At 67.5% G+C, this 15,604-nt stretch carries 12 protein-coding genes and 1 pseudogene; 5 read left to right on the top strand and 8 right to left on the bottom strand.

The window, feature by feature from the left end:
* The first annotated feature begins 7 nt into the window (after window positions 1-7).
* Genes paaC through ligD form a run of 4 tightly spaced genes read left to right on the top strand, consistent with a single transcriptional unit; the run spans window position 8 to window position 4,364 of the window.
* On the top strand, window positions 8-892 hold the full coding sequence (paaC, locus tag ACYVAN_RS03415; RefSeq protein ID WP_460955517.1) for a 1,2-phenylacetyl-CoA epoxidase subunit PaaC: 885 nt from the start codon (window positions 8-10) through the stop codon (window positions 890-892).
* Window positions 892-1,413 carry a 1,2-phenylacetyl-CoA epoxidase subunit PaaD gene (paaD, locus tag ACYVAN_RS03410; RefSeq protein WP_460955515.1) on the top strand — a complete coding sequence of 174 codons (522 nt, stop codon included), beginning with the start codon at window positions 892-894 and terminating at the stop codon, window positions 1,411-1,413. Before paaC ends, paaD begins: the two co-directional genes overlap by 1 nt.
* A 2-nt stretch (window positions 1,414-1,415) precedes the next feature.
* A complete protein-coding gene (gene paaE / locus ACYVAN_RS03405; protein ID WP_460955513.1) occupies window positions 1,416-2,543 on the top strand; it encodes a 1,2-phenylacetyl-CoA epoxidase subunit PaaE in 1,128 nt (375 codons plus the stop codon).
* A 39-nt stretch (window positions 2,544-2,582) separates the two neighbouring features.
* Window positions 2,583-4,364 carry a non-homologous end-joining DNA ligase gene (gene ligD / locus ACYVAN_RS03400; protein ID WP_460955510.1) on the top strand — a complete coding sequence of 594 codons (1,782 nt, stop codon included), beginning with the start codon at window positions 2,583-2,585 and terminating at the stop codon, window positions 4,362-4,364.
* Window positions 4,365-4,408: 44 nt separating this feature from the next.
* Here ligD and ACYVAN_RS03395 read toward each other — a convergent pair whose 3' ends face one another.
* The 7 genes and pseudogenes from ACYVAN_RS03395 to ACYVAN_RS03365 form a co-directional block, all read right to left on the bottom strand.
* On the bottom strand, window positions 4,409-4,822 hold the full coding sequence (locus tag ACYVAN_RS03395) for a hypothetical protein (protein ID WP_460955508.1): 414 nt from the start codon (window positions 4,820-4,822) through the stop codon (window positions 4,409-4,411).
* Window positions 4,823-4,961: 139 nt separating this feature from the next.
* Window positions 4,962-5,819, bottom strand: a pseudogene (locus ACYVAN_RS03390) (MFS transporter); the annotation flags it as partial.
* Between the two features lie 748 nt (window positions 5,820-6,567).
* Window positions 6,568-7,536, bottom strand: a complete 969-nt coding sequence (locus ACYVAN_RS03385; RefSeq protein WP_460955506.1) for a carbohydrate kinase family protein — start codon at window positions 7,534-7,536, stop codon at window positions 6,568-6,570.
* Window positions 7,533-8,576, bottom strand: a complete 1,044-nt coding sequence (locus tag ACYVAN_RS03380) for a LacI family DNA-binding transcriptional regulator (RefSeq protein WP_460955726.1) — start codon at window positions 8,574-8,576, stop codon at window positions 7,533-7,535. The genes ACYVAN_RS03385 and ACYVAN_RS03380 overlap by 4 nt, the downstream gene beginning before the upstream one ends.
* A gap of 233 nt (window positions 8,577-8,809) precedes the next feature.
* Complete coding sequence (locus ACYVAN_RS03375; RefSeq protein ID WP_460955504.1) at window positions 8,810-9,280, bottom strand: PPOX class F420-dependent oxidoreductase; 471 nt, start codon at window positions 9,278-9,280, stop codon at window positions 8,810-8,812.
* 223 nt (window positions 9,281-9,503) lie between these two features.
* A complete protein-coding gene (locus ACYVAN_RS03370; protein WP_460955502.1) occupies window positions 9,504-10,523 on the bottom strand; it encodes a DUF1015 family protein in 1,020 nt (339 codons plus the stop codon).
* Between the two features lie 283 nt (window positions 10,524-10,806).
* A complete protein-coding gene (locus ACYVAN_RS03365; RefSeq protein ID WP_460955500.1) occupies window positions 10,807-11,826 on the bottom strand; it encodes an NAD(P)-dependent oxidoreductase in 1,020 nt (339 codons plus the stop codon).
* 355 nt (window positions 11,827-12,181) lie between these two features.
* Between ACYVAN_RS03365 and ACYVAN_RS03360 the strand changes: the two genes are divergently transcribed.
* Entirely contained in the window at window positions 12,182-14,596 is a 2,415-nt protein-coding gene (locus tag ACYVAN_RS03360; RefSeq protein WP_460955498.1) for an ATP-binding cassette domain-containing protein, read from the top strand.
* Here the strand turns inward: ACYVAN_RS03360 and ACYVAN_RS03355 are convergent.
* Entirely contained in the window at window positions 14,581-15,459 is an 879-nt protein-coding gene (locus tag ACYVAN_RS03355; protein WP_460955496.1) for a universal stress protein, read from the bottom strand. The two genes, ACYVAN_RS03360 and ACYVAN_RS03355, sit on opposite strands and share 16 nt — an antisense overlap.
* Window positions 15,460-15,604 lie beyond the last annotated feature (145 nt).

Genomic DNA, 15,604 nt, shown 5'->3' with positions numbered 1-15,604 from the left:
GTGAGCCGTGTCGTTCGACAATGCTTACGAGGCCCTGGCCGCCGCTGACGCGGGCGGTGAGGGACGGTGGGCCTTCGGGACCGGGTTCGACGACCCGTTGTCCGGTGTGGACACCCGAGTCCCGGACGGAGTGGGCGGCGAGTCCCTCGCCGACTACTGCCTGATGTTGGCCGATGATGCGCTGGTCGCCTCGCAACGACTGACCGAGTGGGTCACCCACGCACCGGAGCTGGAAGACGAGGTGGCGCTGGCCAACATCGCGCTCGACCTGCTCGGTCAGGCACGCCTGCTGCTGTCCCGAGCCGGGCAGGCGGACGGATCGGGACGTGGCGAGGACGAACTCGCCTATTTCCGCGACGCGCGGCAGTTCCGCAACGTTCAGCTGACGGAACCGCCGCACGGTGACTTCGCCGAGACGGTCGCCAGGATGCTGGTGCTGTCGAGCTGGCGACTGGCGCTGTTCGGCCGACTGATCGAATCCCGGGACCCGGTGCTCGCCGCGATCGCGGCCAAGGGCGTCAAGGAACTCACCTACCACCGCGACTACGCCGCACAGTGGGTCGTGCGACTCGGCGACGGCACCGAGCTCTCCCACGAGCGGACGCGGACCGGGATCGACTCGGTCTGGCAGCACTACGAGGAACTGTTCGCCACCCACCCGGCCGAGCGGCGGATGGCCGAAGCCGGTATCGGAGTGGACCCCGCAGACGTCCGCGCCGAAGTCGACGAGGTCCTGGACCAGGTCTTCGTCGCTTCTCGTCTCCGCAGGCCGGAGAGCAGGCGGAGCGTGGAAGCACACCCCGGCCGCGACGGTGTGCACACCGAACACCTGGAGACCTTGCTGGCCGAGATGCAGGAGCTGGCACGAGCCCACCCGGAGGCGACGTGGTGATGATGAGCCCGCCTCGCTCGACCGTGCGGTTGCGGGCGCGGAAGGTCGCCGAGACCGTGACCGACCCGGAACTGCCCATGCTCACATTGGCCGACCTGGGTGTGCTGCGCGACGTCGACGTGGCCGATGACGGCACGATCGTCGTCACCCTCACCCCCACCTACTCGGGTTGCCCGGCCATGGTCGAGATGCGCACCGACGTGCATAGCAAGCTGACCGAGGCCGGTTACCCGGAAGTCGACGTGCGCACCGCGCTGAGTCCGCCGTGGACGACCGATTGGATCACCGCGGAGGGGCGCCGCAAGCTCGCCGAGCACGGCATCGCACCACCCGGCGACGCGCCGGTGAACCCATCCGGTCCGGTTCCGCTGACCCTGGCGCCACCCCGCCGGACGATCACATGCCCGAATTGCGGTTCGGCCGAGACCGAGGAGCTCTCCCGCTTCAGCGCGACCGCGTGCAAGGCCTTGCGCCGCTGCGCGGCCTGCGCCGAGCCTTTCGAGCACATCAAGGAGATCTGACCGTGACCACCGAGAGCATCACGACGAAGTCCGCAGTGGACGGTTCGAGCACGCCGAAGCGTGCCACGAACCGGCGCGCGGCGTTCCACAAGGTGCGGGTCGGTTCCGTGGACCGCTTGTGCGATGACGCGGTCGCGATCAGTCTGGACGTTCCCGAGGAATTCACGGGGGAGTTCGACTTCCGGCCCGGCCAGTCGTTGACGCTGCGCCGGTCCGGAGCCGAAGGCGAGCACCGGCGTTCCTACTCGATCTGCGCGGCGCGGGGTTCGCGCCCCCGCATCGGCGTGCGTCTGGTACCCGGTGGGTACTTCTCCGATTGGCTGGTCAACGAGATCCGGGTAGGGGACGAGATCGACGTCCAGCCACCGGTCGGCTCGTTCACCCCGGATCTCGAACGCTCGGCACACCACGTGCTCGTCGCGGCGGGATCGGGCATCACGCCGACGCTGTCGATCGCGGCGTCCCTGTTGCAGGACACCGATTCGCAGGTGACCCTCGTCTACGGGAACCGCCGCAGCGACACGGTCATGTTCGCCGATGAGCTCGCCGACCTCAAGGACGCGTACCCGGCACGATTCGAACTGGTGCACGTGCTCTCCCGCGAGCCGCGTGAATCGGACCTCGTGTCCGGGCGGCTCGACGCGGGCAAGCTGCGTGCGCTGGTGGACGCGCTCGTCCCGGTCGAAGGTGATGAGCACTGGTGGTTGTGCGGTCCGTACGGGATGGTCACCGATGCGCGGGCTGTGCTCACCGAGCTCGGTGTCGCCCCGGAGCGGGTGCACCAGGAGCTGTTCTATGTCGACGAGATTCCCCCGGATCCGGTCCGCCGGGAGGAGACCGCCCCGACCGGCGAAACCAGTGATGTCTCGGTAGTCCTCGACGGGCGCACCACCGAGTTGCGGCTCCCTCGTGACGTGCCGGTGCTCGACGCGGCCCAGAAGTCCCGACCGGACCTGCCGTTCGCGTGCAAGGGCGGCGTGTGCGGGACCTGCCGAGCGAAGGTCACCGATGGGGAAGTGGCCATGCGGCGCAACTTCGCCCTCGAGCAGTCCGAGATCGACGAAGGATTCGTGCTGACCTGCCAGTCGTTGCCGGTCTCGGAGAACGTCACGGTCGACTACGACGTCTGACCTGCTTTCGGACACCGCGTGCCTGGGTAAGCGGAGGGGATGAGTGATGACGCGGCGACGCGGTCGGCCCGGCTGACCGCGTACCAGGCGAAGCGGGACTTCGACCGCACTCCGGAACCGGTCGGCGAGGACAACGGGACAGCTACCCGCAACCGGTTCGTCGTGCAGCGCCATCGCGCCCGGAGCCGCCACTACGACCTGCGCCTGGAGTGGGACGGCGTTCTGATGAGCTGGGCGGTGCCGAAAGGACCGACGCTCGATGCCTCGGTTCGTCGCATCGCCGTCCACGTCGAGGATCATCCGGTCGAATACGTCGACTTCGAGGGAGTGATCCCGTCCGGGGAGTACGGCGGTGGTGACGTGATCGTGTGGGACCGGGGAACGTGGCAAGCGGGTGAGGACGACCCGACCGCTGCCATCGAGGCAGGCAACCTGCACTTCGACTTGAACGGCGAGAAGCTCGCCGGGCGGTTCGTCCTGACCCGTCCCCGGCGAGATGCTTCGGGCAAGGAACAGTGGCTGCTGCTCCACAAGCGGGATGACCAAGCTCGACCGGGGTGGGACCCGGAGGACCACCCTCGTTCGGTGAAGAGTGGGCGGACCAACGAGGAGGTGGCCGCGGCTCCGGACGCCGTGTGGCGGAGTGATCGTCCTGCCGGCGATGCGGAAGTGTCCCTCCCGGGCGCCGGATCGTCAGGGGAGGGCACGTCGTTGGGAGAGGGCGAGTCGTCGCGGGAGGTCGGATCGTCCGGGAAAGGCGGGTCGTCGAGGAAGGGCACTTCCGGGCCGTCGTCCGTTCGCGAGCGAGGACGGCGCGCCGACGAACGCGGGCCCACCGCCAAGACCGAGACCGACGGAAAGGTTCGTCCTGGGACCGGTGTCAGCCGTGACGAGCTGGCGGCTCTCGATGAGCTGGGGGACGGGGGTACCTGGCGCGTCGCCGGCCACGACCTCAAGCTGACCAACCTCGACAAGGTCCTGTTCCCGGTCGGCGGTGACGAGGAACCGGTTACCAAGCGCGAGCTCATCGCTTACTACGCTTCGGTCGCTCCCGTGGTGTTGCGCTACCTCGCCGATCGACCCGTCAACACGCACCGCTTCCCGAACGGTGTGGACAAGGCCGGATTCTGGCAGAAGGAGGTACCCGGTCACGCTCCGGACTGGCTGAACCGGTGGCGGTACGAGCAGGCGGCGGCGGACGAAACCCAGTGGTACCTGGTTCCCGACAGCACCGCGTCTCTGGTCTGGCTCGCCAACTACGGGGCGCTCGAACTGCATCCGTGGACGTCCCGGGTCGCCGCTCCCCAACACCCCACCTGGGCACTCTTCGACATCGATCCGGGAACCAACACGTCGTTCGACGACGTACTCGTCCTCGCGCGGCTCCACCGGACCGCACTCGACCACCTGGGAATCGAAGGCAGGCCCAAGGTGTCCGGGCAGCGCGGCATTCAGATCTGGGTGCCGATCGAACCCCGCTACGCCTTCTCCGAGACGCGGGCCTGGGTCGAGGGGGTCTCCCGAGCTATCGGAAACACCGTGCCCGAGCTGGTGAGCTGGTCGTGGTCGAAGGCAGAGCGCAGCGGTCGGGCCAGGCTGGACTACACCCAGAACGCCATCAACAAGACACTGGTCGTGCCCTACGGCGTCCGCCCGCGTCCCGGTGCACCCGTGTCGGTGCCGCTGGACTGGGACGAGCTCGACGATCCAGACCTCCAGCCGGACGGCTGGAACATCCGGAGCGTTCCCGGCCGATTGCGGACGGTAGGGGACCCCTTCGAGCCGCTCCTGGAGGTCGAACAGACGCTGCCGCCGTTGTGAGCCGCTGACCGGCGTCGCTGGCCGGGGAGTGCAGGTCCCACAGCTTAGCCGTCGTGGGTGCCGCGGTTGCCGCCACAGTTGATGTCGAACCTCACCGTGCGAGAGGAGCGACGAGCTGCTGCGAGTATGCCGCCGAGGATCACGACGGTCACGAGGGCGCCGAGAGCAATGGAAGTAAGGACAACAGCGTCGGTCGACGCAGGTGCTTTTGGGTCGGCGGCTGGCGCCGCGAGGACTACTCCGAGCCCTGCCGCTACCGTGATGACCGTCTTTGTCACGCCAGAGGCCTCCCCGGCTCGCCTCGGGTTGACCATTCCCTGTGTGGCGACCAACGTGAGCGCGTTCGCGATCCCCAGCGCCGTCCCGCAAGCACCGATGGCGACAACGTAGACGGCCAGCATGACCGTATGTGCGGCCGTCAACAGCGCTGCGGCGGACACGAGAAGCGACACCGCCATCACGGCGATTGAGTGCTCGGGGTGCACTCGACCCGCGACAGGGCCGGCCGCTGCCATAAGCACCGATGGTGCGAGGAAGGCGAGGCCGGCAACGACGGGGCGTCAGCCCCCACAACCCCTGCAGCGAGAGCGGTACGACGAAAAGGAAAACAACAGTAGCCGTGTTCGCTACCGCCCCCGAGAAGGTCAGGATGACGAACGGGCGATTCGCGAACAGCACCAGATTCACGAGCGGAGATGCTGTGCGCCGTTCCCAGCGGACGAAAGCCACACCGAGGATGGTCACGCCGAGTAGGAGATTGATGGACGATGCGGCGAGCCAACCCCAAACAGGAGCGCGATCGACATAGGTGGCGACGAATGCCAGCGCGAGAGTCGCGAGCGCCAGTCCCCGGACGTCGAGGTGCCTGGAATTGCTCTTGTCACGCGATTCCTCGGTCTCGCCCAGACTCCAGACCGCTGCCAGAGCGACAGGTACATTGATCCAGAAGATAGTCCGCCAGGAGCCGATGTCGGTGAGAGCGCCGCCGATGAACGGCCCGCATGCCGTTGCGAGGCCACCTAGCCCGATCGCCAATCCTGTCGCGCGACCCCGGCGCTCCGGGGGGTAGACATTCGTCAACAGGGCCAGACCGACGGGCATGATCAACGCGCCCCCGGCACCTTGAAGCACCCGGGCCGCCACGAGCCACGCGAGCGTTGGGGCCACCGCACACAACAGCGAGCCGCCCCCGAACGCCGCCACACCTACTCTCAGAAGGCGGCGACGACCGTATAGATCACCCAATCGACCGGCGCCGAGCATAAAGGTGCCCACCGACAGCAGGTAAGCGCTGATCACCCACTGCAAATGGCCATCGGCCGCTCCCAGGTCGCGGCTCATGGTGGGCAAAGCCAGGTTGAGGGCAAAAGAATCGAGCTGGATACAAAAGATACCCAGTGCTACCGCGGCAAGGGCGCCGTGGCGCCCTCGCACGTCGTTCCACGGAACACCCATCCGTACACCTCCGACTTGGGAGACTCCGCCATTCGCATCAGCGACGAAGCACGTAAAAGGCCAGGAACAAGGAAAGGGGAGGTGTCGCACCAGAACCCGGCAGGAGACACCATCGACCGGGGTGCGTAGAAACCGAAGGACGATGCCTGCGCCGGGTGGTACGCGGCCGTGGAACTTCGCAACGCTCAGACACGGCCCACCGAGGTCTCGTGGGCGTTCTCGGCAGAATCAGACTCGCTGACGCCGGAGTGCTGCATGTGTTACAGGCTGCCGAGAGGGAAGTCTGGTCCCCGTCTTGGTGGGCTGGGCCGGACACCCCGAACGTCAGTACAGGTTAGTTCGTCGCGCTCGTAGGAGTTGGCCAGAACATTGTCTCAAAACAGGCCGGGACTTGACGCCCTCTTCGAGGCCGCCGTCGACGAACAATGCGTAGTATCGACCGAGAGTATTCTCTTCTCGAATCGGCTGTTCAACGACCCTATGTGGAACGGCGGCACTGGTCGTCGTGTCCGCCGAGTTTGTCTCGCGCAGCCGCAGTTCGCGATGAACGCCCCTCGACTGGATCGACAGGCTGCCACTCACCCGTCCCGCTGCGGCTTCGCAGCCGTAAGTGTCGGGGTCGGTCCATGCCTCATGTGAGGTCAACCCTAACGGTGGCCTCGGCCCGCGTTCGACGAATCCGTAGTGGCCGGTGAGCGCTGACCGGCGTCGCTGGCCGGAGCCGCTGTTCGCACGGCAGAGTCCGTGATTACCGCGCTGCGGCACGGGCAGGCTGCTCGCCTGCTGCGCGGAGCTCGTCCGCGGTGGGTGGGTCGGCACCCGGGCGGGCGCACGTCAGGGCGGCAGCGGTCGCCGCGTAATCCAAGGCCGACCGCCACAGTTCGGGGGTGAGACCCGCGACACCGGTGATGCTCAGCGCGTCGTTTCGGTGCAACCAGTCGAGCAGCGCCGCCTGCACGGTGTCGCCCGCTCCGATGGTGTCCACGAGAGTGGAGGACACGCTCGGGACCTCGATCCGCTCGCCTGCGCGGGTGAAGACGACCAGTCCGTCCCCGCCTCGGGTGAGCACCACCGCGGATGGTCCCATCCGAGCCCACTTTTGGGCTGCCCGCAGTGGATCGTCGCCCTCGTCGAGCCAGCAGGCGTCCTCGGCGGAGAGTTTGAGCAACCCCACGTACGGAAGCCAGGCCGCGAAGCGCCGCCGGTATGCGTCCGGGTCGTCGATCAGCTCGGCCCGCACGTTCGGATCGAGTGCGACGAGTACTCCGCGTCCGTTTTCCCGGCGCAGCACTGATTCGTAGACGGTGGCACCGGGTTCGAGGACGAGCGAGAGAGTTCCCAGCGAGACCGCACGTGTCGACTCGGGGAGCGGGCCGGGATCGGTGACGAGTCGATCGGCGGACCCTCGCACGTGGAAGCTGTACTTCGCCGAACCGTCGGAATCAGGAATCGCGACGGCCAGCGAGCTGAGTTCGTCCCCCCGTTGTACGAGAGACGTGTCCACTCCGGACTCGTGGAGGATTTCGTGCAGCGCTGCGCCGAAGTCATCGGTGGAGATGCGGGAGAGCATCGAGACCGGTGCTCGTAGGCGGGCCAACGCGATGGCGACGTTGTACGGTCCGCCCCCCGGACTCGGCCTGAGCGGCGAGAGTGCCGGGACGGCGGCGGAACCGTCGGCAACCAGGTCGATGAGCGCCTCGCCTCCGACGACGATCATGCGGACTCCTCTCCGGTGCGATTGGCCCCGCACCTCGGTGACGAAGGCGTTCCGGTGCGGCAACCGCACGAGTCGCGATGCACGAAACGGGAACCCAGCCGACGTTCGACGGGACCTCGGTCCGGATCGTCGAGCCGGGCCAGCAGCAATCGGACGGCTTCGGCACCGATCTCGCGACTGGGTTGTGCGATCACGGTCAGTCTCGGTGCGAACAGGTCGGCCCACGGGAAATCGTCGAAGGCGACCAGTGCCACGTCGTCGGGCACCACCAGGCCCCGATTCCGCAAGGCTTGCATCGCCCCGATGGTCATGGCGTTGTTCGCCGCGATGATCGCGGTCGGCGGATCGTCCAGTCCCAGCAGTTCGTCGGTGACGTGTCGTGCTGTTTCGGAGGCGGAGGCGCCTTCTCGATACAGGTCCGGATCAACCGGCAGCCGGTTGCGGCGAAGCCCCTCGCGGTAGCCTGCCAGCCGTTCGGTGGTGGTGCTCAGGCCGAGGATTCCCGCGATGAAGCCGATGCGCTCGTGCCCCAGCGCGGCGAGGTGATCGACCAGTGCGGCGGTCGGTTCGGTGTTCTCGGCGCTGACCTGGTCGTACGCGCTGCTGAGTACCCGGTCGGCCAGGACGGTCGGCACGTCGTTGTTCGCCAGATAGTCGACGGTGCGCCCGGGCTCGGCGGACGGTGCGAGGATCACCCCGTCCACCCGACGTTGGTGCAGGTCGGAGACCACGGTGAACTCGTGTTCGGGCTCGTCGCGGGGGTCCGCGACGAGCAGGGTGTAGCCGTGCTGCACCGCCTCGGTCTCGATGCCGTGCAGGATCTCGGTGAAGTAGGGGTTGCTGATCGCCGAGATCGCTACCCCGATCGAGTGGGTCCGTGCGGTGGCCAGTGAGCGGGCCAGCGTGTTGTGGATGTAGCCGCACTGCTCGATGGCCGCCGACACGGCCTGGCTCGTCTCCGGTCGAACCGCGCGCGTGCCGTTGAGCACGTGCGAGACGGTCGCGACGGACACCCCGGCCGTCCGGGCGACATCAGCCATCGTGACCACGCATGGCCCCCTTCGCGGACGGAGCAGTTGCTCTGCTGGACGAGGGAGAACTTAGCACACGTAAACGCTTGCGTAAGCGCTTAACTAAGATGGTTTGCCCGGAAGGGTGGACATTCGATTCCGGTACCTCGCTGCGCCCGGAAATCCGAGCCGCACGTGTCGGGCCCAGGATCGACTCCGGCCACGCCGCCCCGCGGTGCGAGTGCCGCAAGGGGGCGATGCCCTCAGTCCTGCGAAACGAGGTGAGCGGGAAACCCGCCGGTCGAGATGGGGCTCCAGCGGGTGGGCGTGAGCCGGATCAGCGACTTGCCCTGCCGGAGCATCGCTGCGCGGTACTCCTCCCAGTCCGGGTGCTCACCGGAGATGCTGCGGAAGTACTCGACGAGCGGTTCGACGGATTCCGGGGCGTCGAGGACTTCGGTGGTCCCGTCGATCTGAACCCACGGCCCGTCCCACTCGTCCGAGAGCACGATCAAGCTCGCCCGAGGATCGCGTCGGGCATTCCGGGTCTTGGCGCGCTCGGGGTACGTGGACATGACGATTCGACCGGCGTCGTCGACCCCGCACGACAACGGTGAACCCTGAGGGCGTCCATCGGTGCGGGTGGTGAGCAGGATCGCTCGGTGCCGCGGACGGACGAATTCCAGCAGTTCGGGTAGGGCCACCGTGGTGTTCGTTGCGATCTTGGGGGCCATCGATGATCCAATCCCTCGTTTTCGGCAGCATGGCTCCACGCCGGCATTGCGGTGGTACGCGTCGAGTCTGGCATCTCAGGCGGGGGCCTTGCCGGGGGTGCCTCGCTCCCCGGCTCGGCGTTGCGGGGCGGCATCGATCGATGTGCCGAGGGAGTTCACCCCGTAGTTGGTGAGTCCGGGTGGTTCTCGAATTCTGGGTAGTTCTAGAACTCCTGGCGGAATCCTATTGGCGGAGTTTCCGTGCGAGCAGGTCCGCGCTGGCCTTCGGTTCGAACCAGGTCGACTTCGGTGGCAACAGCAAACCGGCGTCCGAGATGGCCATGACCTGTTCGATGCTCACCGGATGCGGGACGAAGCGGACCGAATTCCGTTCCGAGCACCAGCAGACATCGGATTCGGGGCCGGCATCGCCCGCGCCGCTGCTCCCGTCCGGCCCGAACAGATCCCACAGGTCCGGAACGATCCGCTCGTCGAGTGCGACGACTTCGAGTGATTCGCGCACGTGGTCGGAGGTCGCGGGCACGCGCAGCCGCATCCGGTAACACCGGCCCTCGGTCTCGACCGCGATCGTGCCCGGATCCGGTTGTGCCGCCTCGGCCGGATCGCAGGCCTTGATCCACGCGACCATCGGGTGTTCGGCAAGTCTCGCGAGCAGCTCGGCTGCCGGCGTTGCCCCCTTCAGCGGGAAGCAGCGGTGATGGCTGTGCAGAAGCATCTCGTCGCTGGGGAACAACGCACCGAGGGTGAACGCGTCGGAAAGGTTCAGCCCGGGAGTACGGGGGGCGTAGGCGTCGGCGGCCGCCATCCGGTGGTGACCGTCCGCGATGTACAGCGCGTCGATGTGGCCGAGTTCGGCCCGCACCGCGCTCGCCACCTCGGCATCCTGGCTGAACCACAGCGTGTGGGTGGTGCCACCGGAGGACGTGGACCGCATGTCCGGTTCGGCGTCGGCGATCTCGATCAGCAACGATCGAAGCCGTGTTCGCGTCGGGTGAGTCAGCACGACCGGCATCCGCTCGACGCCGCTGCTCTCGAGGAACCGGCCGTGCCTTCGGGCGCGTTCACAGTGGGTCGCCTCGTGCCGGCGAACCCGGCCGTCGCGGTAGTCCGCCACCGAGACCTCGGCGACCACCCCGGTCTGCTGGTGTTCTCCGGTGTCCATCCGGTACACGACCAGGGCGGGTGAGGGCAGCGGCGCGTATCCGTCGATACCGGGCGTGCGCTGGCCGCGGTCTGCTCCCATGCTTGAGTCTGCGGCCCACCGGTTCACCAGGAGTTCTCGTGGGAGCCGGGTGCGCGGCGCGGTGGCGAGTTGAACCGGCTCGGGTGCCGTGATGACCCGGGGTGGTTGTGGAGTGTTCATGGAGCACCGCCGGTGGGAGGAAGGGGATCGTCTCATGATGTGTTCTCGGGGCGGTCGGCGACAGTCGGCGCGTCCGAACCACTGAATCCCGAATCGGTCGGGGCGATTCGGGAACGCCGCTGGGAGGATTCCGATTCTGGGCCGCCCACGACGTGAATCTCGCTCAGTCGGAGAGAACCCCGGTCGGTGCGAATTCGCCGGATCTGGGGCCGGGAACGCCGTCGGCATTGACGCAGTGCAGCACCCGTCCCGCCGCGAATGCGTCGATCATGTGCACGACTTCGGAGGCGACCGCGTGTTGTGCCTGTTCCGTCGACGCCCCGATGTGGTGGGTGCCGTAGACGTTCGGGTGGGTGGCGAGCCTCGAATCGATGGTGCCGGTGCCACCACCGGGCTCGTCGGCGAAGACATCGATCCCCGCGCGGATGTCCTTGTCGTCCATGGCCTCGATGAGCGCGTCCTCGTCGATGAGCTCGCTGCGCGCGGTGTTCACGATGATCGAGCCGGGGTGGACGTGCATGAGTAGGTCACGGTCGAGGAAGCTCCGGGTGGTTTCGGTCGCCGGGAGGTGCAGCGACAGGACATCGCAGGCCTGGACGAGTTCGACCACGGTCTCGTGGAAGCGCATTCCGAGTGCGCGGGCGCGTTGGAGCGTCCGCTCGTCGCGCCCCGACTTCTCGACGGCGTGGACGTCGCTGCCGAATGCGGCGGCTCGTTCGGCGAAGGCCATCCCGATCTCGCCGAGCCCCAGCACGCCCAGCTGGCGCCCCCGGATCCCGGTGGCTTTCGAGTAGTGCCTCTTGTTCCACTGCCCGGCCCGGAGGTCGGCCACGTTGTCGGGGATGCGGCGGTCCAGGGCGAGCAGCAGCCCGAACGCGAGCTCGGCGACCGCGTCCGCGTTGCGCCCGGGAACGTTGCAGACACGTATGCCGTGACGCGACGCGGTTTCGGAGTCGATCGTGTTGGTGCCCGAGCCCGCTCTGATCACCATCCGCAGATCACCGGCCTTCTCCAGGGCGGTGGCGGACACTTTGGTGCTTCGGACGACGAGCACCTCGTACCCGGCGAGTTCGTCCGCGAGTTGATCGGTGGTCGTATCCGGCTCGTAGGCGCAGACGTGGCCCAGTTGAGCCAGCTCCGCCAGAGCTTCCTGCGGGAACGCGTCGGCGACGAGAATTCTCATGAGCCACCCCTCTTATGCGATCGCTGAACTCCACTTGGTGGTCCCGCACCGGGCTTGACGGCCGCAAGCACGCGACGTGGGGAACTCCGGAACGGCCGACTGTTCCCCATGACGCATCGCATTGCTTATGGCGCAATGGTGGCTTGGACCTCCGGGAGCGTCAACACACAAACCGGGCGTACCACCCGACATGCCCGACCTCGATCATTCCCCTCTGTCTGCGACCGGATGAACGGGTACCACGCCTCCGCCGGACGGTGGAGGCGAATCAGGCGTACTTTCGAAAACTGGTTGAATCGAGCCAGGCGACGCTGACGGAGACCGTGAAGGCGTCCGAGCAACCGATGGAGACACCATGAGCATGGCCACGAGGGTGGACGCGCAGTCGCCTGCGCTGCACGTTGCCGACAGCCACGATCTGATCCGCGTGCAGGGCGCGCGCGTGAACAACCTCTCCGACGTCAGCGTCGAAATCCCGAAGCGCCGGCTGACGGTGTTCACCGGCGTCTCCGGGTCGGGTAAGAGCTCGCTCGTGTTCGGCACCATCGCCGCGGAGTCGCAGCGGATGATCAATGAAACCTACAGTGCCTTCGTGCAGGGCTTCCTGCCGACGCTGGCACGGCCCGAGGTCGACGTGCTCGACGGTCTGACGACCGCGATCATCGTCGACCAGGAGCGGATGGGTGCCGATGCCCGCTCCACGGTCGGCACCGCCACCGACGCCAACGCGATGCTGCGCATCCTCTTCAGCCGGCTGGGGCAGCCACACATCGGCTCGCCGAAGGCCCTTTCCTTCAACGTCGCCTCGATCAGTGGAGCCGGTGCGGTCACGTTCGAGCGGGGCGGGAAGACCGTGAAGGAGCGGCGCGAGTTCCACGTCACCGGCGGCATGTGCCCCCATTGTGAGGGCCGGGGCTCGGTCACCGATTTCAACCTGTCCGCGATGTACGACGACAGCAAGTCGATCAACGAGGGCCCCTTCACCATTCCTGGCTACGGCGCGGACGGTTGGTACGGCCGAATCTACGGCGGCTGCGGTTTCTTCGACGTGGACAAGCCGATCCGCGAGTTCACCGACGACGAGCTGCACGACCTGCTCTACAAGGAGCCGACCAAGATCAAGGTCGACGGCATCAACCTGACGTACGAAGGTCTGATCCCGAAACTGCAGAAATCGATGCTGTCCAAGGACCGCGAGTCGATGCAGCCGCACATCCGGGCGTTCGTGGACCGGGCGGTCACCTTCACCGCCTGTCCCGAGTGCGACGGCACTCGGCTCAACGAGGCGGCCCGGTCGTCGAAGATCGGGGGAATCAACATCGCCGACGCCTGCGCGATGCAGATCAGCGACCTCGCCGAATGGGCCCGCGACCTGGACGAACCTTCCGTGGCGCCACTGCTGACGGCACTGCGGGAGACCCTCGATTCGTTCGTGGAGATCGGGTTGGGTTACCTCTCGCTCGACCGGTCGCCGGGCACGCTCTCGGGCGGCGAGGCCCAGCGCACCAAGATGATCCGTCATCTCGGCTCTTCGCTCACCGACGTCACCTACGTTTTCGACGAACCCAGCATCGGGCTGCATCCCCATGACATCCAGCGGATGAACGACCTGCTGTTGCGGCTGCGGGACAAGGGGAACACGGTACTCGTCGTGGAGCACAAGCCCCAGACGATCGCGATCGCCGACCACGTCGTCGACCTCGGCCCCGGCGCCGGTGCGGCGGGCGGCACCGTCTGTTTCGAGGGCACCGTCCAGAGGCTGCAGGCCGGCGACACCGTCACCGGCCGCCATCTCGACGACCGGGCCGCACTCAAGGGCACGGTGCGGACGCCCACCGGCACGCTGCAGATCCGCGGCGCCGCCTCCCACAACCTGCAGGACGTCGATGTCGACATCCCGCTCGGGGTGCTTTGCGTGGTCACCGGTGTGGCGGGCTCCGGCAAGAGTTCACTGATCCACGGATCGATCCCAGCCGACGAGGGCGTGGTGTCGATCGACCAGGGCGCGATCCGGGGCTCGCGTCGGAGCAACCCCGCGACCTACACCGGGCTGCTCGACCCGATCCGCAAGGCGTTCGCGAAGGCCAACGGCGTGAAACCGGCGCTGTTCAGCGCCAACTCCGAAGGAGCCTGCCCCAACTGCAACGGTGCCGGCGTCGTCTACACCGACCTGGCGATGATGGCCGGGGTCGCCACCACCTGCGAGGAATGCGAAGGGAAGCGATTCCAGCCAGCGGTGTTGGAATATCGACTCGGCAGCGATGGCACCGGCGATGACACGGGCAGGGACATCAGCGAGGTACTCGCGATGTCGGTGGCCGAGGCCCAGGACTTCTTCGGCACAGGCGGGGCACGCATCCCGGCCGCGCGCAAGATTCTCGACCGGCTCGCCGACGTCGGGCTCGGCTACCTCCGCCTCGGCCAGCCACTGACCACCCTGTCCGGCGGAGAACGGCAGCGGCTCAAGCTGGCCACCCACATGGCCGCCGACAGCGGCGTCTACATCCTCGACGAGCCGACGACCGGGTTGCATCTCGCCGACATCGAGCAGCTGCTCGCCCTGCTCGACCGGCTCGTCGACGCCGGCAAGTCGGTCATTGTCATCGAGCACCACCAGGCGGTCATGGCGCACGCCGACCGGATCATCGACCTCGGTCCCGGCGCAGGCCACGACGGCGGCCGGATCGTCTTCGAGGGCACCCCCGCCGAGATCGTCGCCGCCCGCTCCACCCTCACCGGCGAGCACCTGGCGGCCTACGTCGGCGCCTGACCGAGTCCCTCGCGGAAACCGTGAGAGCTCGGCGTTCCGGTGCGTACCACGGCCACCGGGCAAGTCGAGTGGTGCAGGATACCGCGGGCGACCGAGCCGAGGAGCAGTCCGGCGAAACCACCCCGACCTCGGTGACCGACGACGAGCAGCTGGGCCTCACCGGCAGCGGCATGCAACGCGTCCACCGGGTGCTCGTTCGTCGCGGTCCTGCGCACCGGGACGTCCGGGTACCGCTCGCTCCAGCCTGCGAGGCATTCGGCCAAGTTCAGGTCGGCCTGCTGCTGGATCTCCTTGCGGTCGGCTCGTGGGAACGGGTCGGGAACGAAATGGGCGTCCGGCAATGCTTGCACCGCCAGCAAATCGGTTCCCCACCGGTCGGCGGTCTCGAACGCGAATTGCAGCGCCGATTCACCGCCGGGGGGCTGGCCGCGTGCGTCCGCATCCACCCCGACGACGATCGGGCCCGTGGTGCGACTCTCGCCGCGCACGACAACGACCGGGCAGATCGCATGCATGGCCACGCCTTCGCCCACCGACCCGATCAGCGCGTTCACGAACCCACCGTGTCCTCTCGACCCCACCACGACCAGCTGCGCCGTCGCGGAACGGCGCACGAGTTCCTCGACGGGATGTCCGCTGACGACGTCTCCTGCCATGTTCAGATCAGGATCCGAGGCACGACACCGCGCGGTGAGGTCGGCGATCGCTCGTTCGTTGTACGCGGTGCGCGCCGGGTCATCGTTGACCAGCAGCAGGTGCAACCTCGTCCGGTGGCGCTCGGCCGCCGCGGCGGCCCATTGCACCGCCCGCAGCGAGTGCGACGAGCCGTCTACACCCACCAGCACCGGCTGCTTGGAAACCACGTTCCGCTCCTCGACCTCGCGGAGATGTGCCCGCGCCGCACGCTGCCACGACCTCGGGGCGACGTGCGCGAGATCAGCGATGCGCCGCTCGGTCCTGGTCGTGGAACCGATGACCGGTCAACCCGATCTCGCGGTCTGGGCACTC

Source organism: Parasphingorhabdus pacifica, from assembly GCF_054779195.1.
This window is presented reverse-complemented; position numbering and strand designations above follow the sequence as displayed.

Bases quoted from the DNA above. Each gene is read 5' to 3' on its own strand.
- paaD (WP_460955515.1), top strand. From the start codon at position 892: ATGATGAGCCCGCCTCGCTCGACCGTGCGGTTGCGGGCGCGGAAGGTC.
- ligD (WP_460955510.1), top strand. From the start codon at position 2,583: ATGAGTGATGACGCGGCGACGCGGTCGGCCCGGCTGACCGCGTACCAG.
- ACYVAN_RS03395 (WP_460955508.1), bottom strand. From the start codon at position 4,822: ATGGCGGTGTCGCTTCTCGTGTCCGCCGCAGCGCTGTTGACGGCCGCA.
- ACYVAN_RS03385 (WP_460955506.1), bottom strand. From the start codon at position 7,536: ATGATCGTCGTCGGAGGCGAGGCGCTCATCGACCTGGTTGCCGACGGT.
- ACYVAN_RS03380 (WP_460955726.1), bottom strand. From the start codon at position 8,576: ATGGCTGATGTCGCCCGGACGGCCGGGGTGTCCGTCGCGACCGTCTCG.
- ACYVAN_RS03375 (WP_460955504.1), bottom strand. From the start codon at position 9,280: ATGGCCCCCAAGATCGCAACGAACACCACGGTGGCCCTACCCGAACTG.
- ACYVAN_RS03370 (WP_460955502.1), bottom strand. From the start codon at position 10,523: ATGGGAGCAGACCGCGGCCAGCGCACGCCCGGTATCGACGGATACGCG.
- ACYVAN_RS03365 (WP_460955500.1), bottom strand. From the start codon at position 11,826: ATGAGAATTCTCGTCGCCGACGCGTTCCCGCAGGAAGCTCTGGCGGAG.
- ACYVAN_RS03360 (WP_460955498.1), top strand. From the start codon at position 12,182: ATGAGCATGGCCACGAGGGTGGACGCGCAGTCGCCTGCGCTGCACGTT.